The organism is Lentibacillus jeotgali, assembly GCF_000224785.1.
GTDB classification, from domain to species: domain Bacteria; phylum Bacillota; class Bacilli; order Bacillales; family Amphibacillaceae; genus Lentibacillus; species Lentibacillus jeotgali.
Window position 1 is genome coordinate 35,903 of record NZ_AGAV01000001.1, and the last position, 22,124, is coordinate 58,026.

At 41.9% G+C, this 22,124-nt stretch carries 43 protein-coding genes; 40 read left to right on the forward strand and 3 right to left on the reverse strand.

What is annotated here, in order from left to right; translation table 11 throughout:
- Positions 1-6 precede the first annotated feature (6 nt).
- From rpsS to rpsI, 31 genes are all read left to right on the forward strand, one after another.
- Positions 7-285, forward strand: coding sequence for a 30S ribosomal protein S19 (gene rpsS, locus ON01_RS00175; protein WP_010528991.1), 279 nt, complete (start codon positions 7-9; stop codon positions 283-285).
- Between the two features lie 18 nt (positions 286-303).
- Positions 304-645, forward strand: a complete 342-nt coding sequence (gene rplV / locus ON01_RS00180; RefSeq protein WP_010528992.1) for a 50S ribosomal protein L22 — start codon at positions 304-306, stop codon at positions 643-645.
- Between the two features lie 3 nt (positions 646-648).
- The gene (gene rpsC / locus ON01_RS00185) at positions 649-1,290 is read left to right on the forward strand and encodes a 30S ribosomal protein S3 (RefSeq protein ID WP_010528993.1); all 642 of its coding nucleotides are present in this window, start codon (positions 649-651) and stop codon (positions 1,288-1,290) included.
- An 18-nt stretch (positions 1,291-1,308) separates the two neighbouring features.
- Positions 1,309-1,743 (forward strand): 50S ribosomal protein L16, encoded by a 435-nt coding sequence (rplP, locus tag ON01_RS00190; protein WP_010528994.1) that lies wholly within the window; start codon positions 1,309-1,311, stop codon positions 1,741-1,743.
- Positions 1,733-1,933, forward strand: coding sequence for a 50S ribosomal protein L29 (gene rpmC, locus ON01_RS00195; RefSeq protein ID WP_010528995.1), 201 nt, complete (start codon positions 1,733-1,735; stop codon positions 1,931-1,933). The genes rplP and rpmC overlap by 11 nt, the downstream gene beginning before the upstream one ends.
- 23 nt (positions 1,934-1,956) lie before the next feature.
- Entirely contained in the window at positions 1,957-2,220 is a 264-nt protein-coding gene (gene rpsQ, locus ON01_RS00200) for a 30S ribosomal protein S17 (RefSeq protein ID WP_010528996.1), read from the forward strand.
- 43 nt (positions 2,221-2,263) lie between these two features.
- Complete coding sequence (gene rplN, locus ON01_RS00205; RefSeq protein ID WP_010528997.1) at positions 2,264-2,632, forward strand: 50S ribosomal protein L14; 369 nt, start codon at positions 2,264-2,266, stop codon at positions 2,630-2,632.
- Between the two features lie 165 nt (positions 2,633-2,797).
- Positions 2,798-3,109, forward strand: a complete 312-nt coding sequence (gene rplX, locus ON01_RS00210; protein ID WP_010528998.1) for a 50S ribosomal protein L24 — start codon at positions 2,798-2,800, stop codon at positions 3,107-3,109.
- A gap of 26 nt (positions 3,110-3,135) precedes the next feature.
- Positions 3,136-3,675: a 50S ribosomal protein L5 gene (rplE, locus tag ON01_RS00215; RefSeq protein ID WP_010528999.1), complete on the forward strand. Its 540-nt coding sequence runs from the start codon at positions 3,136-3,138 to the stop codon at positions 3,673-3,675.
- 17 nt (positions 3,676-3,692) lie between these two features.
- Positions 3,693-3,878: a type Z 30S ribosomal protein S14 gene (locus ON01_RS00220; protein ID WP_010529000.1), complete on the forward strand. Its 186-nt coding sequence runs from the start codon at positions 3,693-3,695 to the stop codon at positions 3,876-3,878.
- A 30-nt stretch (positions 3,879-3,908) separates the two neighbouring features.
- Positions 3,909-4,307 carry a 30S ribosomal protein S8 gene (gene rpsH / locus ON01_RS00225; RefSeq protein ID WP_010529001.1) on the forward strand — a complete coding sequence of 133 codons (399 nt, stop codon included), beginning with the start codon at positions 3,909-3,911 and terminating at the stop codon, positions 4,305-4,307.
- A 30-nt stretch (positions 4,308-4,337) separates the two neighbouring features.
- Positions 4,338-4,874 (forward strand): 50S ribosomal protein L6, encoded by a 537-nt coding sequence (gene rplF, locus ON01_RS00230; RefSeq protein ID WP_010529002.1) that lies wholly within the window; start codon positions 4,338-4,340, stop codon positions 4,872-4,874.
- A gap of 32 nt (positions 4,875-4,906) precedes the next feature.
- Complete coding sequence (rplR, locus tag ON01_RS00235) at positions 4,907-5,269, forward strand: 50S ribosomal protein L18 (RefSeq protein WP_010529003.1); 363 nt, start codon at positions 4,907-4,909, stop codon at positions 5,267-5,269.
- A 24-nt stretch (positions 5,270-5,293) separates the two neighbouring features.
- The gene (gene rpsE, locus ON01_RS00240; protein ID WP_010529004.1) at positions 5,294-5,797 is read left to right on the forward strand and encodes a 30S ribosomal protein S5; all 504 of its coding nucleotides are present in this window, start codon (positions 5,294-5,296) and stop codon (positions 5,795-5,797) included.
- Positions 5,798-5,810: 13 nt separating this feature from the next.
- A complete protein-coding gene (rpmD, locus tag ON01_RS00245) occupies positions 5,811-5,993 on the forward strand; it encodes a 50S ribosomal protein L30 (RefSeq protein WP_010529005.1) in 183 nt (60 codons plus the stop codon).
- A 29-nt stretch (positions 5,994-6,022) separates the two neighbouring features.
- Positions 6,023-6,463 (forward strand): 50S ribosomal protein L15, encoded by a 441-nt coding sequence (rplO, locus tag ON01_RS00250; protein ID WP_010529006.1) that lies wholly within the window; start codon positions 6,023-6,025, stop codon positions 6,461-6,463.
- On the forward strand, positions 6,463-7,755 hold the full coding sequence (secY, locus tag ON01_RS00255) for a preprotein translocase subunit SecY (protein ID WP_010529007.1): 1,293 nt from the start codon (positions 6,463-6,465) through the stop codon (positions 7,753-7,755). Before rplO ends, secY begins: the two co-directional genes overlap by 1 nt.
- 33 nt (positions 7,756-7,788) lie before the next feature.
- On the forward strand, positions 7,789-8,433 hold the full coding sequence (locus tag ON01_RS00260) for an adenylate kinase (RefSeq protein ID WP_010529008.1): 645 nt from the start codon (positions 7,789-7,791) through the stop codon (positions 8,431-8,433).
- A 155-nt stretch (positions 8,434-8,588) separates the two neighbouring features.
- Positions 8,589-8,909 (forward strand): KOW domain-containing RNA-binding protein, encoded by a 321-nt coding sequence (locus ON01_RS00265; RefSeq protein ID WP_010529009.1) that lies wholly within the window; start codon positions 8,589-8,591, stop codon positions 8,907-8,909.
- The gene (gene infA, locus ON01_RS00270; RefSeq protein ID WP_010529010.1) at positions 8,902-9,120 is read left to right on the forward strand and encodes a translation initiation factor IF-1; all 219 of its coding nucleotides are present in this window, start codon (positions 8,902-8,904) and stop codon (positions 9,118-9,120) included. Before ON01_RS00265 ends, infA begins: the two co-directional genes overlap by 8 nt.
- A gap of 37 nt (positions 9,121-9,157) precedes the next feature.
- The gene (gene rpmJ, locus ON01_RS00275; RefSeq protein ID WP_010529011.1) at positions 9,158-9,271 is read left to right on the forward strand and encodes a 50S ribosomal protein L36; all 114 of its coding nucleotides are present in this window, start codon (positions 9,158-9,160) and stop codon (positions 9,269-9,271) included.
- 24 nt (positions 9,272-9,295) lie between these two features.
- Positions 9,296-9,661, forward strand: coding sequence for a 30S ribosomal protein S13 (gene rpsM, locus ON01_RS00280; protein ID WP_010529012.1), 366 nt, complete (start codon positions 9,296-9,298; stop codon positions 9,659-9,661).
- A 21-nt stretch (positions 9,662-9,682) separates the two neighbouring features.
- Positions 9,683-10,075 (forward strand): 30S ribosomal protein S11, encoded by a 393-nt coding sequence (gene rpsK / locus ON01_RS00285; protein WP_010529013.1) that lies wholly within the window; start codon positions 9,683-9,685, stop codon positions 10,073-10,075.
- A 215-nt stretch (positions 10,076-10,290) separates the two neighbouring features.
- Positions 10,291-11,235, forward strand: coding sequence for a DNA-directed RNA polymerase subunit alpha (locus ON01_RS00290; protein WP_010529014.1), 945 nt, complete (start codon positions 10,291-10,293; stop codon positions 11,233-11,235).
- A 40-nt stretch (positions 11,236-11,275) separates the two neighbouring features.
- Positions 11,276-11,629 (forward strand): 50S ribosomal protein L17, encoded by a 354-nt coding sequence (gene rplQ, locus ON01_RS00295; RefSeq protein ID WP_010529015.1) that lies wholly within the window; start codon positions 11,276-11,278, stop codon positions 11,627-11,629.
- Positions 11,630-11,830: 201 nt separating this feature from the next.
- Entirely contained in the window at positions 11,831-12,670 is an 840-nt protein-coding gene (locus ON01_RS00300) for an energy-coupling factor ABC transporter ATP-binding protein (protein WP_010529016.1), read from the forward strand.
- Positions 12,646-13,518, forward strand: coding sequence for an energy-coupling factor ABC transporter ATP-binding protein (locus ON01_RS00305; RefSeq protein WP_010529017.1), 873 nt, complete (start codon positions 12,646-12,648; stop codon positions 13,516-13,518). The genes ON01_RS00300 and ON01_RS00305 overlap by 25 nt, the downstream gene beginning before the upstream one ends.
- A complete protein-coding gene (locus ON01_RS00310) occupies positions 13,511-14,311 on the forward strand; it encodes an energy-coupling factor transporter transmembrane component T family protein (protein WP_010529018.1) in 801 nt (266 codons plus the stop codon). Before ON01_RS00305 ends, ON01_RS00310 begins: the two co-directional genes overlap by 8 nt.
- Before the next feature lie 16 nt (positions 14,312-14,327).
- The gene (truA, locus tag ON01_RS00315) at positions 14,328-15,074 is read left to right on the forward strand and encodes a tRNA pseudouridine(38-40) synthase TruA (protein WP_010529019.1); all 747 of its coding nucleotides are present in this window, start codon (positions 14,328-14,330) and stop codon (positions 15,072-15,074) included.
- Positions 15,075-15,424: 350 nt separating this feature from the next.
- Entirely contained in the window at positions 15,425-15,862 is a 438-nt protein-coding gene (gene rplM / locus ON01_RS00320) for a 50S ribosomal protein L13 (RefSeq protein WP_010529020.1), read from the forward strand.
- A 20-nt stretch (positions 15,863-15,882) separates the two neighbouring features.
- The gene (rpsI, locus tag ON01_RS00325; protein ID WP_010529021.1) at positions 15,883-16,275 is read left to right on the forward strand and encodes a 30S ribosomal protein S9; all 393 of its coding nucleotides are present in this window, start codon (positions 15,883-15,885) and stop codon (positions 16,273-16,275) included.
- 148 nt (positions 16,276-16,423) lie between these two features.
- Here rpsI and ON01_RS00330 read toward each other — a convergent pair whose 3' ends face one another.
- The 3 genes from ON01_RS00330 to ON01_RS00340 all read right to left on the reverse strand — a co-directional run bounded on the left by ON01_RS00330 (position 16,424) and on the right by ON01_RS00340 (position 18,508).
- Positions 16,424-17,452: a tyrosine-type recombinase/integrase gene (locus tag ON01_RS00330; RefSeq protein WP_245544957.1), complete on the reverse strand. Its 1,029-nt coding sequence runs from the start codon at positions 17,450-17,452 to the stop codon at positions 16,424-16,426.
- Between the two features lie 127 nt (positions 17,453-17,579).
- Positions 17,580-18,029 (reverse strand): ImmA/IrrE family metallo-endopeptidase, encoded by a 450-nt coding sequence (locus ON01_RS00335; RefSeq protein WP_010529023.1) that lies wholly within the window; start codon positions 18,027-18,029, stop codon positions 17,580-17,582.
- Between the two features lie 8 nt (positions 18,030-18,037).
- On the reverse strand, positions 18,038-18,508 hold the full coding sequence (locus ON01_RS00340) for a helix-turn-helix domain-containing protein (RefSeq protein ID WP_010529024.1): 471 nt from the start codon (positions 18,506-18,508) through the stop codon (positions 18,038-18,040).
- Positions 18,509-18,681: 173 nt separating this feature from the next.
- Here ON01_RS00340 and ON01_RS00345 point away from each other — a divergent pair, with 173 nt between their 5' ends.
- The 9 genes from ON01_RS00345 to ON01_RS00385 form a co-directional block, all read left to right on the forward strand.
- Positions 18,682-18,918 (forward strand): helix-turn-helix transcriptional regulator, encoded by a 237-nt coding sequence (locus ON01_RS00345; protein WP_010529025.1) that lies wholly within the window; start codon positions 18,682-18,684, stop codon positions 18,916-18,918.
- A gap of 28 nt (positions 18,919-18,946) precedes the next feature.
- On the forward strand, positions 18,947-19,156 hold the full coding sequence (locus ON01_RS00350) for a hypothetical protein (protein WP_010529026.1): 210 nt from the start codon (positions 18,947-18,949) through the stop codon (positions 19,154-19,156).
- 13 nt (positions 19,157-19,169) lie between these two features.
- Positions 19,170-19,964, forward strand: coding sequence for a phage replisome organizer N-terminal domain-containing protein (locus ON01_RS00355; RefSeq protein WP_029328926.1), 795 nt, complete (start codon positions 19,170-19,172; stop codon positions 19,962-19,964).
- A gap of 12 nt (positions 19,965-19,976) precedes the next feature.
- Positions 19,977-20,756 (forward strand): ATP-binding protein, encoded by a 780-nt coding sequence (locus tag ON01_RS00360; protein ID WP_010529028.1) that lies wholly within the window; start codon positions 19,977-19,979, stop codon positions 20,754-20,756.
- Positions 20,757-20,939: a hypothetical protein gene (locus ON01_RS00365; RefSeq protein ID WP_010529029.1), complete on the forward strand. Its 183-nt coding sequence runs from the start codon at positions 20,757-20,759 to the stop codon at positions 20,937-20,939. It begins immediately after the preceding gene.
- A 101-nt stretch (positions 20,940-21,040) separates the two neighbouring features.
- Positions 21,041-21,262: a hypothetical protein gene (locus ON01_RS00370; protein WP_010529030.1), complete on the forward strand. Its 222-nt coding sequence runs from the start codon at positions 21,041-21,043 to the stop codon at positions 21,260-21,262.
- Positions 21,259-21,516, forward strand: a complete 258-nt coding sequence (locus ON01_RS00375; RefSeq protein WP_010529031.1) for a hypothetical protein — start codon at positions 21,259-21,261, stop codon at positions 21,514-21,516. The genes ON01_RS00370 and ON01_RS00375 overlap by 4 nt, the downstream gene beginning before the upstream one ends.
- A 2-nt stretch (positions 21,517-21,518) precedes the next feature.
- Positions 21,519-21,743 (forward strand): hypothetical protein, encoded by a 225-nt coding sequence (locus ON01_RS00380; protein WP_010529032.1) that lies wholly within the window; start codon positions 21,519-21,521, stop codon positions 21,741-21,743.
- Positions 21,743-22,124, forward strand: a 382-nt coding sequence (locus ON01_RS00385) for a hypothetical protein (RefSeq protein ID WP_010529033.1), incomplete at its 3' end; no start/stop codon positions are given. The genes ON01_RS00380 and ON01_RS00385, both read left to right, overlap by 1 nt.

Sequence of the window (22,124 nt, forward strand, 5' to 3'; positions counted from 1 at the left end):
TTATCCATGGGTCGCAGTTTGAAAAAAGGACCTTTTGCAGATGACCATCTGATGAAAAAAGTTGAGAGTTTAAACGAATCCGATAAAAAACAAGTCATTAAAACCTGGTCACGTCGTTCAACGATCTTCCCGGTTTTTGTTGGACATACTATTGCTGTTTATGATGGACGCAAACACGTACCAGTTTTTGTGACAGAAGATATGGTCGGCCATAAATTAGGCGAGTTCGCTCCAAGCCGGACGTTCAAAGGACACTCCGGTGATGACAGGAAAACAAAACGCTAATGAGAGGAGGCACTCTATATGCAAGCAAAAGCCGTTGCGAAATCAGTTCGTATTGCTCCTCGTAAAGCTCGTTTAGTCATAGATTTGATTCGAGGAAAAGAGGTTGGTGAAGCAATTGCCATTCTGCGTCATACCCAGCGTGGTGCTTCGCCGGTTGTAGAAAAAGTTTTGAACTCTGCTGTTGCGAATGCGGAACACAACTATGAAATGGAACCAGACAATCTGGTTATTTCAGAGGCATTTGTGGATGAAGGTGTCACATTGAAACGTTTCCGTCCACGTGCCCAAGGACGCGCAAGCCAGATCAATAAACGCACGAGCCATGTAACAGTCGTGGTCTCAGAAAAGAAGGAGGGATAATCTGTGGGTCAAAAAGTAAATCCTAAAGGTCTTCGTGTCGGTGTTATTCACGATTGGGAATCCAAGTGGTATGCCGGCAAAGACTATGCAGACTTACTACATGAAGATATTAAAATCCGAGAATACCTTGAAAACCGCCTGCAAACGGCTGCTGTTTCACACATTGACATTGAACGTGCAGCAAACCGTGTTAATATCACGATTCATACCGGAAAGCCGGGGATGGTCATTGGTAAAGGCGGCTCTGAAGTAGAAGCACTAAGGAAATCTCTTAACAGCCTGACTGGCAAACGGGTTCACATCAATATTGTTGAGATTAAGAAAGTAGACTTGGATGCAACATTGGTAGCTGAAAACATTGCCCGTCAGCTTGAAAATCGTATTTCATTCCGTCGTGCACAGAAGCAATCCATTCAGCGTGCTATGCGCGGAGGCGCAAAAGGTATCAGAACTCAGGTCTCTGGACGTTTGGCCGGTGCTGACATTGCCCGCACGGAATCTTACAGCGAAGGAACAGTTCCATTGCACACATTGCGTGCTGACATCGATTTCGGTACAGCTGAAGCAGACACAACTTATGGTAAGTTGGGTGTCAAAGTGTGGATCTATCGTGGAGAAGTCCTTCCAGCTAAAACTGACAATTAAGGAAGGGGGACATGCATTATGTTAATGCCTAAACGTGTTAAATATCGTAAACAACACCGCGGCCGTATGAAAGGCCAAGCAAAAGGTGGAACTACAGTAGCTTTTGGTGAGTATGGATTACAGGCAGTTGAACCGACCTGGATCACTAGCCGCCAAATCGAGGCAGCCCGTATCGCCATGACGCGTTACATGAAGCGTGGCGGTAAGGTTTGGATTAAAATCTTTCCTGACAAACCATATACTGCAAAACCCCTTGAAGTCCGTATGGGTTCCGGTAAAGGTGCCCCTGAAGGCTGGGTAGCAGTTGTCAAGCCAGGAAAAATCATGTTTGAAATCGCAGGTGTATCAGAGGAAGTTGCACGTGAAGCGCTCCGTTTGGCTTCTCATAAACTGCCGATTAAAACGAAATTCGTAAAACGTGAAGAAATTGGTGGTGAATCAAATGAAAGCTAATGAAATTAGAGAATTAACCACTGCCGAAATTGAACAAAAGGTCAAATCGTTAAAAGAAGAATTATTTAATTTACGCTTTCAACTAGCAACCGGCCAATTGGAAAACACCGCACGTATCGGTGAAGTGAAAAAAACCATTGCCCGCATGAAAACCGTCGCACGCCAGCGCGAACTAAGCGTAAATAATTAACCTGAGAGGAGGTTCGCCTCAAAATGAGTGAGCGTAATAATCGTAAAGTTTACACAGGCCGTGTTGTATCGGATAAAATGGATAAAACCATCACTGTTTTGGTTGAAACGTACAAATTCCATCAACTATATGGCAAGCGTGTAAAATATTCAAAGAAATTCAAGACGCATGATGAAAATAACGAAGCAAAAATGGGCGACGTTGTAAAAATCATGGAAACCCGGCCGCTGTCAGCAACTAAACGATTCCGTCTGGTTGAAATTGTTGAAGAATCGGTCATCATCTAACTAAAGTTCGCTCGGAAGGTATCTGAAGGGAGGTCAAAGCGATATGATTCAAGAGGAAACTAATTTAAAAGTTGCAGATAACTCTGGTGCACGTGAGGTCAAAACTATCAAAGTTTTGGGTGGATCCGGCCGAAAAACTGCCAATATCGGTGATATCATTGTTTGCACGGTGAAACACGCAACACCAGGAGGCGTTGTCAAAAAAGGTGAAGTTGTTCGAGCTGTTATTGTCCGTTCGAAATCCGGTGTACGCCGAAACGACGGATCCTACATTCGTTTTGATGAAAATGCTGCCGTAATTGTCCGTGACGATAAAGGTCCACGAGGAACGCGTATTTTTGGGCCGGTTGCACGTGAATTGCGTGATGCCAAATTCATGAAAATCGTATCTCTAGCTCCGGAAGTTTTATAGGTGCGAGTTTGAAGAGTAGGATGAAAAAGACCTGAAAGTTCGATTACGCATAGGTTTGAGCAACGGAAACGTAAGCATCGAATATTTTGGTGCGTCCTTTTCATCGGACTTTTTATGCAACCACTTAAAGAGTTTAAAAAGCCTTGTCAAGGAGGTGCGTAGAGCATGCATGTGAAAAAAGGTGACAAAGTTAAAGTCATTTCCGGTAAAGACCGTGGTAAAGAAGGAACAATCCTGGAAGCATATCCAAAGAAAGAACGTGTATTGGTTGAAGGTATTAACATGACTAAGAAACACGCAAAGCCTTCACAGGATAACCCGCAAGGCGGCATTCTGAACCAGGAAGCAGCCATCCATGTTTCCAACGTCATGTTAGTTGATCCGAAATCCGGTGAGCCAACCCGTGTTGGTTATGAAGATCATGACGGTAAGAAAGTCCGTATCGCTAAAAAATCCGGAGAAGCAATTGATAAATAGATCGCAGTGAAAGGAGGGCGCTCGTGATGAACGACTTGAAACAAAAATATCAGGATGAGATACTGCCATCTTTGATGAATAAATTTGATTATGATTCTGTAATGCAAGCACCGAACATCGAGAAAATCGTTATTAATATGGGTGTCGGTGACGCCGTTCAAAACTCAAAAGCTTTGGACAACGCAGTTGAGGAGCTTGCACTTATTTCCGGACAAAAGCCGGTTGTAACCCGTGCTAAAAAGTCAATTGCCGGATTTCGTCTGCGCGAAGGAATGCCAATTGGAGCCAAAGTGACGCTAAGAGGCGATCGGATGTATGAATTTCTGCAAAAACTGATTGCCGTATCACTTCCACGTGTGCGTGACTTCCGCGGTATTTCCAAAAAGGCTTTTGACGGCCGTGGCAACTATACACTAGGCATCAAGGAACAACTGATTTTCCCGGAAATCAACTATGATAAGATAAGTAAAGTACGTGGTATGGATATCGTTATCGTAACCACATCCAATACAGATGAAGAAGCACGTGAATTGCTGACTCAGGTTGGTATGCCTTTCCAGAAATAAATTAAGGAGGGAAAATTGTGGCTAGAAAAGCAATGATTGCGAAACAAAAGAAACCGCAAAAGTTTAAAGTGCGTGAATATACACGGTGCGAACGCTGTGGCCGTCCACATTCTGTGATCCGCAAATTCAAACTGTGCCGTATTTGTTTCCGTGAACTGGCCTATAAGGGTCAAATTCCTGGCGTCAAAAAAGCAAGCTGGTAAACCCCGATTCGGGAAGGAGGTAATGTAGTAATGGTTATGACAGATCCAATTGCAGATATGCTGACTCGTATACGTAACGCTAACATGGTACGTCATGAAAAATTGGAGCTTCCGGCATCCAAATTGAAAAAGGAAATCGCCGATATCCTGAAACGTGAAGGGTTTGTACGCGATTATGAATTCATTGAAGATAACAAACAGGGTGTTCTGCGTATCTTCATGAAGTACGGTTCCAACGAAGAAAAAGTCATCACGGGCATCAAACGCATCAGTAAGCCAGGATTGCGTGTTTATGCAAAAGCTGATGAGGTGCCTCGTGTACTGAATGGTTTAGGTATTGCAATCGTATCGACATCAAATGGCGTACTTTCCGACAAAGAAGCACGCTCGCAGGCTGTTGGCGGAGAAGTATTGGCATACGTTTGGTAATTTATACTTTTAAGACAGGAGGTGTATGGAATGTCCCGTATCGGACTGAAGCCAGTTGAAATTCCAGAAGGTGTAGATGTTAACCTTGATGGAAATAGCGTAACAGTAAAAGGTCCAAAAGGTGAACTGACAAGGAACTTTCATCCGGATATGAAAGTCGTTATTGAAGATAATGTACTGACTGTTGAACGTCCAAGTGAAAACAAGGAGCACCGGTCACTGCATGGAACAACCCGCAGCCTGATTGCGAACATGATCGAAGGTGTTCATAAGGGGTTCGAAAAATCACTTGAGATTACTGGTGTTGGGTATCGTGCTCAAAAACAGGGTGATAAAGTCGTTGTCAATGCCGGCTATTCACATCCCGTTGAAATCGAACCAATCGAAGGCGTTGAGATTGACGTTCCACAAAACACGAAATTAACCGTAAAAGGTATCGATAAAGAATTGGTAGGTGGCGTTGCCGCAAATATTCGTGCAATCAGACCGCCAGAGCCGTATAAAGGAAAAGGTATTCGCTATGAAGGCGAACAAGTACGCCAAAAAGAGGGTAAAACGGCTAAGTAATTTTAGCTAGGGAGCAGAAAGGAGTGGCCTGAATGATCGCAAAACCTGACAAAAATGATCTGCGCAAAAAACGACATGAACGTGTCCGCAAGAGTATCTTTGGGACACAGGAACGCCCGCGTCTGAATGTTTATCGTTCCAATAAGCACATTTATGCACAATTAATCGATGATATGGACGGCGTTACACTAGCAAGTGCTTCCACCACCGATAATGAATTAAGCCTGGAATCCAGCAGCAATGTAGCAGCTGCTGAGCAGGTAGGCACATTGGTTGCAAAACGTGCCAAGGATAAAGGTTATCAATCAGTTGTTTTTGACCGCGGAGGATACCTTTATCATGGACGTGTAAAGGCATTGGCAGACGCCGCTCGCGAAGCAGGTCTGGAATTTTAATTGTGAAATAAAGGAGGGACATAGATGCATACTAGCATTGATCCAAACAAATTAGATCTTGAAGAACGCGTTGTTGCGATAAACCGTGTTGCGAAAGTTGTTAAGGGTGGACGGAATTTCCGCTTTGCCGCATTGGTTGTAGTTGGAGATAAAAATGGCCATGTAGGCTTTGGAACCGGCAAGGCCAAAGAGGTACCGGAGGCTATTAAAAAAGCAGTTGACGATGCGAAGAAGAATCTGATTGAGGTACCGATGGTCGGAACTACAATCCCGCATGAAATCCATGGACGCTATGGATCAGGAAATGTATTGATGAAACCAGCTACGGAAGGTACGGGAGTTATCTCAGGCGGACCTGTACGTGCAATTCTTGAGCTTGCAGGTGTAGGCGATATCTTGACAAAATCGCTTGGTTCCAATACACCAATTAACATGATTCGGGCAACACTAAATGGCTTAACAAATTTAAAAACAGCTGAAAACGTAGCAAAACTACGCGGCAAATCTGTAGAAGAACTGTTAGGATAAGGAGGGAAATACTATGTCTAAACAATTAGAGATCACCCTCACGCGCAGTGTCATCGGCCGGACAGAAGGACAGCGCCAGACTGTTCAATCACTGGGCCTGAAAAAAATCCGTCAATCCGTCGTACGTGAAGACACACCAGCCATACGTGGTATGATTGACAAAATATCACATCTCGTAACGGTTAAAGAAGTGTAATATTATAAAGCGTAAGAGGAGGTGCACACATGAAACTTCATGAATTAAAGTCATCAGAAGGCAGCCGTAAGAAACGTAACCGTGTTGGCCGCGGAATGGCCTCTGGCAATGGCAAAACATCCGGCAGAGGACATAAAGGTCAAAAAGCACGTGAAGGCAGCAGCACACGGCCAGGTTTTGAAGGCGGGCAAATGCCTTTGTTCCAGCGTTTACCGAAACGCGGGTTTACTAACGTTCACCGCAAAGAGTTCGCTATTGTAAACCTGGATGCTTTAAATCGCTTTGAAGAGGGCACAGAAATCACACCTGAGCTATTACTTGATGAAGGTGTCGTCAGCAAACCAAAATCCGGCATTAAAGTGCTTGGAAAAGGCAATGTTGAGAAGAAGTTCACTGTAAAAGCTCATAAGTTCTCTGCTTCTGCCAAAGAAGCAATCGAGGCAGCGGGCGGTAAAACAGAGGTGGTTTAATGTTCCGTTCAATCTCCAATTTAATGCGGGTAGGTGATATCAGACGGAAGATTATATTCACTCTGTTAATGCTGATTGTATTCCGTCTTGGTACATTTATTCCAGTGCCTTATACAAATAGAGAGGCAATTGATTTTATGAACCAGCAAAATGTGTTCGGCTTTTTGAATACATTTGGCGGGGGGGCACTGCAGAACTTCTCCATCTTCGCGATGGGGATTATGCCCTACATTACAGCAGCCATCATCATGCAGCTTCTGCAGATGGATGTCGTGCCAAAGTTCACCGAGTGGAAAAGACAAGGTGAAATGGGCCGGAAAAAGATTGCTCAGGTTACACGTTATGGAACGATTTTACTTGCATTTGTCCAGGCGATTGCCATGTCGATCGGATTCAACGCAATGGCCGGGGGGATGCTGATCAGCGAACCAAGTGTATGGAAGTTTTTGATCATTGCCATTGTATTGACGAGCGGAACGGCATTTTTGATGTGGCTGGGTGAACAGATCACAGCAAATGGTGTCGGCAATGGTATTTCCATTCTTATTTTTGCTGGTATCGTTTCGGCAGTTCCAAATGGCGTGAACCAGCTATACAGTCAATATTTCGTTGATGCCGGTGACGAATTGTTCATTAATATTGTCATTGTTGCGTTAATAGCATTGGTAGTGGTGGCAGTTACTGTCGGGGTTATCTTTATCCAGCAGGCACTGCGCAAAATACCAATCCAATATGCCAAGAAGCTGGTCAACCGTTCACCGGTTGGCGGTCACTCAACACATTTGCCGTTAAAAGTTAACGCAGCGGGCGTTATACCGGTGATTTTTGCAATAGCATTTATTATTGCACCGCGGACGATTGCAGGGCTTTTTGAAGGTAATGAAATAGCAGCAACAATCGAATCCATTTTTGATTACACCCAGCCAGTCGGGATGGTCATTTATGTTGGTTTGATTATTGCGTTCACTTATTTCTATACATTTGTTCAAGTCAATCCTGAGCAAATGGCGGAAAATCTGCAAAAACAGGGCGGATATATTCCAGGTATACGTCCCGGCAGAAATACAGAGACCTACCTTACACGTGTTATGTATCGTTTAACATTTGTGGGATCAATCTTCTTAGCAGCGGTTTCTGTACTGCCGATTGTATTAGGCGGTCTGGCAAATCTGCCGCAAGCAGTACAAATCGGCGGCACAAGCTTACTGATCGTTGTGGGTGTTGCCCTGCAGACGATGAAGCAACTGGAAAGCCAGCTGGTAAAACGGCACTATAAAGGCTTTATTAAGTAACGTATGCTGCCAATGAGAGCGAGGGGAAAACTGTTGAATTTAATCTTGATGGGTCTGCCGGGCGCCGGAAAGGGCACACAGGCTGAAAAAATAAATGAAGCATATCACATCCCTCATATTTCAACAGGAGATATGTTCCGTTTAGCGATAAAGGAAGGAACTGAACTGGGCCAGAAGGCTAAAGAATATATGGACCAGGGAGCGCTTGTTCCAGATGATGTTACAATAGGAATAGTCAAAGAACGCTTGGGCAGAGATGACTGTAAGAATGGCTTCTTATTGGACGGATTTCCGAGAACTGTTGCACAGGCGAAAAGCTTACAAGCGTTATTGGAAGAAATGGATGACTCAATTGATTATGTCCTGCACGTAGATGTGCCGGAAGAAGATTTAGTGGAGCGTCTCGCGGGCCGCAGAATTTGTCCGACGTGTGGAGCAACTTATCATGTTACGCATAACCCACCGCAAAAAGAGGGAATATGTGATAATGATGGATCCAAATTAATGCAGCGCGAAGATGATCAGGCTGAAACGGTAAAAAACCGTCTGAACGTAAACCTGGAACAGATGAAGCCGCTGTTGGATTTCTATCATGATAAAGGAAATCTTGTTAAAATTGATGGTGATCAGGAAATCGATCACGTATTTAAAGATATCCAATCAGCAATTGAGTATTAATCTGCCGGCTGTATACCGTATGGATGCAATCAGGCACACAAATCGGTATAATGGATGCCGTGGGTATTTATGACTGATTTAACAGTGAATAGATCCGATGGAACCGTATCGGAAAATCTTTTTTGTAAAGTAAGCCTAAGTGAAGGTGATCGTTGTTGAACGAAGCTGATTCGATTCCGCGAATAGGTCAAGTTGTTCGGATTCTGCAAGGACGCGAAGCAGGTCAATACGCGGTGGTACTAAAACTGATTGATGACCGGTATGTCTTGCTGGCAGATGGGGAAAAACGTAAATATGATCGGCCAAAGAAAAAGAACCTGCATCATATTGAAGTAATGGATTATATATCTCCGGAAGTCCAAAACAGCCTTCTAGAAACTGGTCGTGTCACAAATGGTAAATTGCGATTTGCCATAACGAAATTTATCAATGAAGTTGTGACTGATTTGAAGAAGGGAGATCAACACGATGGCTAAAGACGATGTTATTGAAGTGGAAGGTACCGTAACCGAAACATTGCCAAATGCGATGTTTAATGTGGAGCTGGAAAACGGGCACACAGTATTGGCTCATGTTTCCGGCAAAATCCGTATGCATTTCATCCGCATTTTGCCTGGCGATAAAGTGACGGTAGAACTTTCGCCATATGATTTAACCAAAGGACGAATTACGTACCGTTATAAATAGACTCGCGCGAGCTCCGATATAAAAGGAGGTAAAATTGATGAAAGTCAGAGCATCTGTAAAACCGATTTGCGAAAAATGCAAAGTCGTCAAACGTAAAGGTAAATTAATGGTGATTTGCGATAATCCGAAACACAAGCAGAAACAAGGCTAATAAACAAGGAGGTGCAAGCAAGTTATGGCACGTATTGCAGGTATTGACATCCCACGTGATAAACGTGTAGTTATTTCATTAACCTATATTCACGGTGTAGGCAAAAGCACTGCCCAGGAAATTCTGAAAGAGGCAGGCGTTTCCGAAAGCACACGTGTACGCGACCTGACTGAGGATGAATTAAGCAGCATCCGTAAGGCAATCGGCGATTATTCAGTTGAAGGTGACCTTCGTCGTGAAACATCCCTTAACATTAAACGTCTGATCGAAATCGGGTCCTACAGAGGAATTAGACACCGCCGCGGTTTGCCACTGCGTGGTCAGAAGACGAAAAACAACTCACGCACCCGTAAAGGCCCGCGTCGCACAATGGCTAATAAGAAAAAGTAACGCAAAGGAGGGTAAACATCTATGGCACGCAAACAGAACACACCGCGTAAACGCCGCGTGAAAAAGAATATTGATACGGGTGTTGCGCATATCCGTTCAACATTTAATAACACGATTGTAACCATTACAGATGTCAAAGGAAATTCAATCGGATGGAGCTCTGCAGGTGCACTTGGCTTTAAAGGTTCCCGTAAGTCAACACCATTTGCTGCACAAATGGCCGCTGAGACAGCTGCCAAAAACGCAGTCGATAACGGTATGAAATCATTGGAAGTAACGGTTAAAGGACCAGGAGCCGGCCGTGAAGCAGCAATTCGTTCATTGCAGGCAGCAGGACTTGATGTTACAGCTATTCGTGACGTAACACCGGTTCCTCATAATGGCTGCCGCCCGCCAAAACGTCGTCGTGTATAAGACTCGCGTATAGATATTTGTCACGTTGTCTATAATGGGTTATGATAGCTAAAAGTAAAAAGCGAGATATACGAATCTTTTAAGTGAACCTGACAGCAAGATAAAGACGATAGTGTTTTAGTGCAGAAACGCCAACTGCCTACTTGGGGAATTTCGGTTGGACATTGCCGAATGTCTGACCGGGGTTTCGACGTTTTAAAGGAGGGTTTTATAGAATGATCGAAATTGAAAAGCCGGGAATAGAAACGGTAGAGATCACCGATGATGCTACATTTGGGAAGTTCGTCGCCGAGCCGCTTGAACGTGGATATGGTACTACTTTAGGAAACTCCTTGCGTCGTATCCTGCTATCCTCACTTCCGGGTGCTGCTGTTACATCAGTTCAAATTGATGGGGCTCAGCATGAGTTCTCAACAGTCGAAGGTGTTGTTGAAGACGTAACAACCATTATTTTGAACTTGAAAAAGCTTGCATTGAAGATTTACTCTGATGATGTCAAAACGTTAGAGATCGATGTGCAGGGTGAAGGAAAAGTTACGGCTGCAGACTTGACATACGACAGTGATGTAGAGGTGCTGAATCCCGATCTGCCGATTGCAACAATCAACGGCAATGGAACACTTCATATGAAAATAACGGCAGAGCGCGGTCGCGGATATCGACCGGCTGAAGCGAACAAACATGATGAACAGCCAATTGGTGTTATCCCGGTTGATTCTATTTTTACACCTGTATCACGTGTAACGTATCAAGTGGAAAACACACGTGTAGGGCAAGTTTCGAACTACGATAAGCTGACAATGGATGTATGGACCGATGGCAGCATCCGTCCTGAGGAAGCTGTTTCATTGGGGGCAAAAGTCTTTAATGAGCATCTTAATATTTTCATCAGCTTAACAGACGAAGCACAAAAAGCAGAAATTATGGTTGAAAAAGAAGAAGATCAAAAAGAAAAAGTTATGGAAATGACTATCGAAGAACTAGATTTATCTGTAAGGTCCTACAATTGTTTGAAACGCGCTGGAATCAACACCGTTCAAGAACTAGCAAATAAATCAGAAGAAGATATGATGAAAGTGCGCAACCTTGGCCGCAAATCGCTTGAGGAAGTCAAAGTGAAGCTTGCAGATTTAGGCTTGGGCTTGCGAGATGATGACTAATAACACCTTGAGATTTTCAGTAAAAAGGGAGGGATAGTCCATGGCCAGGAAATTAGGGCGTAAGACAGATCACCGCATGGCAATGCTTCGCAACCTTGCTTCTGATTTGATTATCCATGAGCGTATTGAAACAACAGAAGCGAAGGCGAAAGATCTGAAATCAACAGTCGAAAAGATGATTACACTTGGCAAACGCGGTGATGTTCATGCGCGTCGCCAGGCAGCTGCTTTTCTGTATGATCAGGAAGCAAATGAGGATGAAACAGTTATTCAAAAATTGTTCGATGACGTCGCGGCACGCTACGAGGACAGACAAGGCGGATACACACGTGTCCTTAAGCTGGGGTCCCGTCAGGGTGATGGAGCAAAAATGGCAATCATCGAACTTGTTTAATGCAGGCGATATGATAAGGGCAGGACAGAATCTCTTCCACGAGGTGAATCCCAGCCCTTTTTTTGTAATTGGGACATGGGGGTAGACCCTTTGTTCTACTCATCGCTATTTTGTCTGTTGACAGCAAGTGGAATTGTCTGGAGCGAAGATCAACAAAACCAGGGGGTTTGTAGTGCCGCCCGAGTGAAAGGGTAAGCAAATATGCGAAATAAAATAGTCGAGTTTAGAAATGTATCGTTCAGATACGGAGAAGAGCAGCCCTGGGTATTGAAAAACTGCTCGTTTGAAATCTATGAAAATGAAGCAATTGCTATCATTGGTCATAATGGCTCAGGCAAGTCGACGATTGCGAAATTGATGAATGGCCTGCTTTTTCCCCAGGAAGGCGAAATTATCATTAATAACCGCCCGGTAACTCAGGATTCAATTTGGGAGATCCGTAAAGATGTCGGCATGGTATTTCAGAATCCTGATAACCAGTTTGTCGGCACAACTGTACAGGATGATGTTGCCTTTGGGATGGAGAACCGCGGCATTGAACGCGATGAGATGGTCAGGCGTATCAATGATACGTTATCGGCTGTCGGGATGCAGGAATACCGGCTGACAGAACCGCACAAACTTTCCGGGGGCCAGAAACAGCGGGTGGCGATTGCAAGTGTGCTGGCAATATTTCCGCAAGTTCTGATCTTGGATGAAGCCACCGCAATGCTGGACCCCCGAGGCCGAACTGAAATCATGAAAACTGTCACAAATGTACAAGAAAAACGAAATCTTTCTTTGATTACCATCACTCACGACCTCCAGGAAGTCGTGGAGGCTGAACGGGTGATTGTCATGAACGCGGGTGAGGTTTGGGATGAAGCGGCACCGCGGGATATATTTGCAAAAAAAGCGGAATTGCGCAAGATCGGTTTGGATATTCCGTTCGTGGCAGCTTTATCTGATGAGTTGTGGAAAGCAGGCGTTCCGATCAATAATGAGGCACTAAACCACGAAGAGCTGCTGGAGGAACTATGGATATCACATTCAATCACGTAAGCTATATTTACCAGAAAAACACACCCTTTGCCCATAAAGCGATTGCAGACTTGTCTTTTTACATCCCATCTGGCACGTTTACAGCAGTTATTGGCCATACCGGTTCCGGCAAATCGACATTGATCCAGCATCTTAACGGCCTGGTGCGTCCGAGTGAAGGGGAAGTAACGATTGGAAAATACCGGTTAACGAATGATGAAAAACCGGATAACATGAAAATGCTTCGAAATCTTGTAGGTGTTGTTTTTCAGTATCCGGAGCACCAATTATTTGAGGAAACGGTCAAAAAAGATATCGCTTTTGGCCCAAAAAACTTCAATGTCCCTGAAGATGAAATTGAAAACCGTGTGCGTGACATAACAACTGAAGTTGGGCTGCCGGAGGAGTTGCTTGGGCGGTCCCCGTTTGAATTGAGCGGCGGACAAATGCGACGCGTGGCGATTGCCGGTGTGCTTGCGACAAAGCCGAAAGTGCTCGTACTGGATGAGCCGACGGCAGGACTTGATCCGCGGGGCCAGCATGAGATGATGGATATGTTTTATGATATGCACCAACGGCAGGCGCTGACGACAATCCTTGTTACGCACAGTATGGAAGATGCCGTTAAATATGCTGACAACGTGATTATTTTAAATGATGGAACAAAATATATGGAAGGTAAGCCGGAAGATGTTCTGACGCAACGGGAGGCGTTGCACAACGTTCAGTTGGACGTCCCGGAAATGGTACAGTTCATCAATGCATTTTCAGAAAAATTCGAGCAGAAAGTTCCTTTCCGCCGGCAATCCGAAGCCGAACTTGCCAGGGAAATCCGGCAAGTCCTGAAGGGAGCCGGAAAAGATGAATAATGCGTTGATAATCGGTCAGTATGTTCCCGGTGAATCGTTTGTTCACCGGTTGGACCCGAGAACCAAGATTACTGTCATTTTTTTCTTTGTTTTCATCGTTTTTTTAGCAAATTCAGTAATAAGCTACAGTGTGTTAATTGTCTTTGCACTGGCAAGCATGTTCACGACCCGGATTCAAATCCGATATATTTTAAAAGGGCTGACACCCGTCTGGTTTTTAATTGTATTTACTTTTTTATTGCATTTGATTGTCACAAATAAAGGTACTGTACTAATAGATATATTTGGATTCAGCATTTATTCAGGCGCACTCATACAAGGATTTGCAATATCTATAAGGTTTTTCTTGCTTATATTAGTGACATCATTGTTGACATTGACCACCACACCGATCGAAATAACGGATGCCATTGAGGACATGCTCCATCCGTTGAAAAGGATACGGTTCCCTGTCCATGAACTGGCGTTGATGATGTCGATTTCACTCCGGTTTATCCCGACACTTATGCAGGAAACGGATAAAATCTCCAAGGCACAGGCATCTCGCGGTGTCGATTTTCGGACGGGGCCGTTAAGGGATCGAGTCAAAGCAGTTGTGCCGCTGCTCGTGCCGCTGTTTGTCAGTGCCTTCAAGCGGGCGGAGGAATTGGCAATGGCAATGGAAGCCCGCGGATATCAAGGCGGTGAAGGGCGTACGAAACTGCGAGAGTTGATACTCGGCAAACGTGACTATATGGTCTTTATTTTATTTATTATTGTTACAGCCTTATTATTTTTGACAAGAAACTACTAGGAAGGACCGGGGACGTATGGCTAAAATCAAATGTGTCATTAGTTATGATGGTACAAATTTTTCGGGCTTACAGATCCAGTCCCGGGAGCGAACAGTGCAGGGGGAATTAGAAGAGGCGCTCGCGAAAATTCATAAAGGAGCCTATGTGAAGGTTTATCCATCAGGCAGGACTGATAAAGGTGTTCACGCAAAAGCACAGGCTATTCATTTTGAATCTGATTATAACCTGCTGCCGGCCGACTGGAAACGGGCGCTAAATGCAATGCTTCCGTCAGACATTCATGTAAATGAGGCAGAAGAGGTTCCGGCTTCATTTCATGCACGTTTTGATGTGTTGGAAAAGGAATACCGGTATTATATTCTGAATGAACCGGAACCGGATGTATTCAAACGTAACTATGTTTACCAGTATCCATATACTTTAGACATAGCTAAAATGCAGGAAACGTGTAAATACTTCGAGGGCACGCACGACTTCACCACGTTCTCATCGGCAAAAGCCAGTGTCAAAGGCAGCAAGGTCCGAACACTAGTGGAAGTCTCCTGTCAGCGAGAAGGAAGCCAAATAGAATTTGTTATGAGGGGACATGGGTTTTTATATAACATGGCCCGGATCATTGTCGGAACACTTCTTGAGGTGGGCCGGGGTAATTTGGAGCCAGCAGAAATACCGCGTTTATTTGATCAAAAAGATCGGCAGCTTGCCGGAGACACAGTTCCGCCGCAAGGTTTATACCTGAGGAATGTACGGTATGAGGAGTAGGAGGCCAGACAACGGTCAATAATAGACAACTTTCATCATTTCCCGGGAAATAATGATAAAGTGAAACGTCATTGAATGGGGCGGTTCCCCATTCAATGTTAATTGAATAGAACCGGTTACTGACTATTGGATGCGGGCTAAAACACAACAGCTATTTAGCAGAAACTAGTGTGTGAACCGCTTTTACTATATTTAAGAAAAATGCCCGTAAAACTTGACATCCGCTCGGTTCTGGTATATGATGGTTTGTGGTATTTTTATTTGAACCACGATTAGCCCCGGAAACTAATTGTGATGAAATATGTAAACGACTCTTGAAATGAAATGATTGAAATTGGAGGGAAATGACCATGCGCACAACATTCATGGCCAATGAAAATAATATCGAACGCAAATGGTTTGTTGTGGATGCTGAAGGCAAGCGGCTTGGACGTTTGTCTAGTGAGGTTGCTGCAATCCTGCGCGGAAAGCATAAACCAACTTACACACCACATGCTGATACCGGCGATCATGTCATCATTATCAATGCTGACAAAGTTGAGCTGACTGGTAAAAAACTGACTGACAAAATGTACTATCGTCATTCAAACCACCCAGGTGGACTGAAAGCACGCTCTGCAAATGAAATGCGTTCAAAGTATCCTATACAAATGCTTGAGACAACGGTTAAAGGCATGCTTCCAAAAGGCCCTTTAGGACGTAAAATGGGTAAAAAACTACACGTATACAGAGGTGCTGAACACAATCATCAAGCACAAAAACCAGAAGCTTACGAACTTCGCGGTTAATAAAAAGGAGGTTATTCAATTTGGCACAAGTACAATATTACGGCACCGGACGCCGTAAAAAATCAACTGCACGTGTCCGTCTTGTTCCAGGAACAGGCCGTGTTTTAATTAACAAACGTAATGCAGAAGACTACTTCCCATATGAAACACAACGTATTATTTTGAATCAGCCATTGAAAGCTACTGAAACTGAGGGCACATATGATGTGCTGGTTAACGTTGACGGGGGAGGGTTTACCGGACAGGCTGGCGCTATCCGTCACGGAGTTGCCCGTGCACTGCTGGAAGCAGACCCTGAGTACCGTGCAACCCTTAAGCGTGAAGGATATCTGACACGTGACGCTCGTGCGACTGAACGTAAGAAATACGGTCTTAAAGGTGCACGTCGTTCACCACAGTTCTCAAAACGTTAAGCAATCAATTTTCACGAATCCCCCAGCCGCCTATGGTTGGGGGATTCTACTATATATGCGTTGCTTTAAAAATAGGCAAAAATTCACACATAATATACAAGTAATATACGAGTAATATACAAAAAATTAAAGAGAAAAACAGTTCTTCTCATAGCTTGTCAATTGCTATGAGAAGCTGTTCTATGTCTTTATGTGTATAGACTTTGTCTGTGATATCTTTAGATGCATGTCCCATTATTCGCTTAATGGACAATTTATTGGCATCAACATTATCCATGAGTGTTGCAAAGGTATGACGACAATCATGGGGTTTATGATTCATTTCCAACTGTTCCATAACTTTTTTCCATCTTTCGTGGTAATACGTATAGTAACTCATTTTATTTCCCTCATGATTTACGATTAAGTATTCATTTTTCGGATCCATTCGAGCATCAAAAAGCGAATGTATTTTCTTATGGATAGGCACCACTCTATTTGTTCCAGCTTCTGTTTTAAAACCACCACGGAAATATCTTTCTTCAAGGTAGATGTTTTTATTTTTTACCTCCACAAGCTCACCAGGACGTAATCCAGTATAGATCATGATGAGAACGGTATCGATATCATCCAAACGATGGACATTGTCCCATAATTTATCAATTTCATCGATTGAAAACGGCTTGCGTGAGCTTTTGGAATCATTCTTCGGTAGTTCTACGAATCTTGAATAATCCTTTTGAATTAAATCATTTTCCATTGCGTATTTATACAATTGATTGAACAAGACTTTGATTTCCCTTTTCGTACCATGTGATCTCTCGCAGTTGTCAATTACTGATTGTAGATGCGACTTTTTGATATTAACAAATTTCATGTTATGAAGGGCTTCTGCTTTTTTAAATGATGCAGTGTATCCAAGCACATTGGACTTTGAAACTTTAGGAAACTTCTCTTTAGAGAACCTTTCAAAAATTTCAGCAAAAGTGATTTTACCAGCAGAAAGATCATATGGGTTACTGTTATAATCAGCTAATGCAATCATTGCTTCCTGTCTTGACGTATAGTAACCGAGGTATTCAAACTTTTGTTTTCCGTTATTATCCCAACCGGTTGTAATTCTTACAGCAAATGGTTTTCTTCGTTTCCCAGACAATTTGAAGATTGAACCGTAGCCATTTGGGTTTTTCACAATCATCACCATCCTTAATTGTGGCTGTAGTAACTAATGTAATTTCAATTGGCATTAAATTCAATTACTAATAACTGAAACAGAATATATGTTCTGTTTCTCGGTATAAAAAAATAGTACAACATTGTACGTTTTAATCTATATGGTCAATTTTTTTCAAGTGACACACCTCTTCTGGAACCCCAAATTTCTGAGCCACTTCTTTTATTGTAACTCTTGTATCCCTAAATTCATAAATAAATTCATCTGGAATGAGTAGTTCGACTGCAAATTTATTCGCTTCTAACTCAATTTTGTTTGTTGAAAAAAATGTATTCCTTTTTAAAAAAGGAGTATTTTCATTTTTGTGTAGTATTGAATGGCCTAATTCATGGGCACAAACAAATTTTTGCAGAGCTTCATTGATACTATCATTAATATGAATTGATTGAATCCTTTTGTAGCAAGCATAGTACCCGAAGGACCCCCCCAGAGATTCGAAATAAATTGTGATACCCTTCTGTCTTGCAATTTCAAAAGGACAATTCGTTCCATATTTTGTAATAAGCTTAATTGCTGTATTTCTAGGTATTAAATATGCCACAGAATATCTTACTTTCGATATTTATGGGGGGTAAACTTTTGTTTCGCCATTCGTTTGGCCATGCGCAGCGAATTTTCCAACGAAGCAATTAATAATTCTCTATCTTCTTTTTCCATTTCATCTATCGCCCTTCCATCGAATTGTGAGTATGCATCGTCATTAGATAAATTTTTTATCATTTTTTCTAAATCCTTAGCTATATCACGCTCGTCCTTCTCTGACAGCTCAGGAAGCTCCTGCTCTTGTTGTTTGGTGTCACTTGGTTTGTAGTACCCAGCCATCCGCATTATTTCATCGTAAGGTACGAGCAATGCTTCTGCAAGTTTCTGGATATTTTCAGCTTTCGGAACTCCTCTTTTTCCATTTTCAATTCTAGACAACTGAGCAGCACTAATACCTGAATATAGAGATAGTTGGTTGATGGTAAAGCCTTTTTCATCTCTTTTTTCTTTTAAGTATTTTCCAAATCGATGGGTCATCGTTTTCGCTCCTAATACACTGATACCTTTCTTACTCTTATTTTACTAAAATTTGTTACCAAAAGGAAATTTATTCAGAGAAAAACATTAAAAAGTATTGCCAAAAGGTAATGTAAATGTTAGCTTATTACCATAAGGCAATTACCAAAAGGCAAAAGGAGGGAGGGTTATTTATGGATGGAACAAAAGCCATATTAGTTGATGTAAATTTTCTACAAACATATTTGGAGAACAAAGGTATTTCTCAATGCCAATTTGCAGAAGAAGTAGGAGTTACGCAAAGTACTGTCAATCGAATTATGAATGGTAAGAGGAATCCAGGGGGTAAATTTGTCACAGGTGTTCTTCAAGGCTTTAATGATCTAAGTTTTGATGAAGTGTTCTCTTGTAGTGATAATTTGTTAAAATAACCTATTTATTTCGATTGGAGGGATTTTTATGTTCACAGACAATGATGACAAAGAAAAAATGAATATAAAAGTATCAGAGGCAGCAAAAAGATTAGGGAAATCCGAGCAATTTGTTCGAATTGGTTTACAGAGAGATATTTTACCGATTGGCATAGCGGTCCAAATGTCTAGTAAATGGACATATCACATCTCGCCGAAGTTATTAAAAGAGTACTTAGGAGATGAAAAAAATAGGTGATAGGAGTGCTTCTGTGACTAATTACGAAAAGAATAAAAGATTTTATTGGTTACAGTTAAAAGAGGATTTTTTTGAAGAAGACGCTATAGATTGGTTAGAGGAACAGCCGAATGGTAAGGAATATTCTTTATTTTATTTAAAATTGTGCCTAAAATCATTAAGATCCAATGGGATTTTAATAAGAAATGTTGGTCAAATGCTAATTCCCTATGACCATAAAAAGTTGGCTGAACTAACTAAAACAAACTCAGACACAGTTGTTGTTGCTATGAAATTATTAACAAAAATTGGTCTAGTGGAAATTTTAGAAAATGGAGAGATATATCTAAAGCAGGTTGAGGAAATGATTGGTATGCAAAGCGTTGGAGCTTTTAAGAAACAGCAACAAAGAATAACTAAAAGTAAGCAAAAAAGTAGTGCGAACTTTTTAGGTGGACAAGGGGTGGACAAATGTCCACCAGATACAGAGGAAGAATTAGAGAAAAATAAAGATACAGATAAAGAACAACACCAAACGTCAGTAATCATTCAATTTTGGGATGGTAACGGATTCGGGTTAAATAATATTCAGGGAAAAAACCAGTTGTTGTCGTGGTTGGATGATTCTTCTTTTAAGCAACCTGAAAAAATCATACGCAAGGCTATGGAGATAGCATGTGCCAATAACAAAAGACAGTTGAATTACATTGAGGGTATTCTCCGAAACTGGGAAAATCAATCGTTATTAACGCTGGAAGAAATCGAAAACAACAAAAAAGAATATAAGAAGCAAGCTACTGCGAATGATGGTTATGATTATGGATTTTAGGGAGGCATTCTGATGGAAAGTGTTAAACAGCATATGAAAAGTCCAGAACAAAAGGTACTTCAAACGTTTGGGTGTGATGGTTGCCATCAGCACGTGTCACAAACAGAATTAATCATTCCTTCTGGACCACGTAAAGGGGAGCGAGTCATAGCAAATTACGGATGCAGATGTGAAGATATCAAACTGGCAAAGGCAGCTGAACAAAATTACAGTCAGCTCAAACATCGTAAGCTGATGGAAAAATTTAATTATTATTCACTGATCAATGAATCGCTGAAAGAAGCAACCTTCGATAACTTTGATGCGTATGACACGAACTTAAAGCAGGCTAAAAAAAAGGTATTGGCGTATAGCCATTCATTTGATCGAAAACAGAATCTTTTATTGACGGGTGATTATGGAACAGGCAAAAGTCATCTTTCGCTTTCTATAACAAAAGCGTTGATGAAAAAAGACTATGAATGCTTGTTTCTCTCACTTCCAAAACTGCTTACTAAAGTTAAGGGGACCTATAATACGAAAGGCGTTACAGAAGAGGAACTGTTAACTATTATTCAACGTGTGGATTTATTAGTGCTGGATGATATTGGGGCGGAACAGCAAACAGAATGGTCTACGTCTAAACTTTTCGAGATACTTGATGATCGCTCAGGTAAAGCAACCGTTTACACGACCAATTTAAGCAGTGATGAACTCAAAAAACGGGTCAATGAACGGAATTTCTCAAGAATGATGGACAATACAAACGTTATCGTTATGAATGGTTCAGATTATAGAAGGAGGGCGTTTTAAATGTGGCAAGGCATGCAAAGTGTGATGGTGTTTGACCCGAAGGATAATCAAGTGGAGACCGACAGGAAATGGCGAGAATGGATGCAACATAAAAGCTCCGTTGGTGACAAATATGTACCAACGGCAGCTGAAACAAGAAAATATCTTAATGAACTGGAAAACAGAAAGCAAGGATACGCCTGAATATCAAACTTTCTGATGTCCAAGAAGATATCTTCAATTATACCATGGTTAGCTAATATGTAAAATCGTCAAATAGATAACTTTAATCTAGGAGGGCTAAGATGCAAGCCATTAACAAACGTGATGAAGGAAAGATCTTGATTGAAGCTGGATATTCTGAAGCCCATCTTATTTCCGAGGCATTAACCATGTACCGTTTATGGTTGGAAACGTTACATGGCAGGAACAGCGAAGAAGAAATGCAGATAGGGGCACTAAGACATACGATTATGAATCCATCGGTAAAAGGAATGTGCTATGGAATGGAAGGAAAATCACGATGAGTGACTACACAATCCAGCAATTAAACGTTTATGAATATCTAGGAAAAGCGTGTGATCCTTTATTTAATGCGATTTGCAATATGCAACAAGGTTCTTCTAAGTATATTCCAGAAATTAAAGTGACGCTTATAAAAAATCGACATGGCCTGTACGAAATGGCTTCTAAATCCAACCATGAGTGCTATTCAAATAAAGAAGATTTATATGATAGTGTCAGTGAGATTTTAAGTAACAGCTTATTAAGGAGGATGTAATTATGTCTCAAATTGTTCAAGCGTATATAAAACAAGAATGGGATGATTATGATATGAACCTGGCTAAAGCTTTAAAAGCTATCGAACAAGATGATTTGGACCATGCCTCAATTTACTTTCAACGGATAGCATGGGCATTGCGTTCATTGGATAAATATCATCCTCCTGAACGAAAGGAATCAGAGTTTGAATCAATATCTATTATGCAGGAAAGGATGGATTGGTGATGCAATTTAGTTCGGAAGTTGAGAATTTGTTCACGCAAGAGGAAATTGGAGAGATTTTAAAAGATGAACAGCAATTTTATATAGAGCATGCGGAAAAAAACTGGTTAGACCGGTATTTTAAAATTAAAGCAATGGCAACCGAAACGCAAGTGCCGAGCATTGTTTCTTCCATATCGGATATGCCTCATGGTTCAAGCAATTTCAAAAAAAGCAAAACGGAAATGTATGCCCTAAAAGCAATACAAGTTTCAGAGTGGCTGGAGATACTGCACTCAGCCATTCAATCATTAAGTCCAATTGAACAAGAATTAATTGAATTAAAGTACTTGCGAAAACGAAATGATAGATCAAGATATAGTGATGAAGTTATTTATCCCCAAT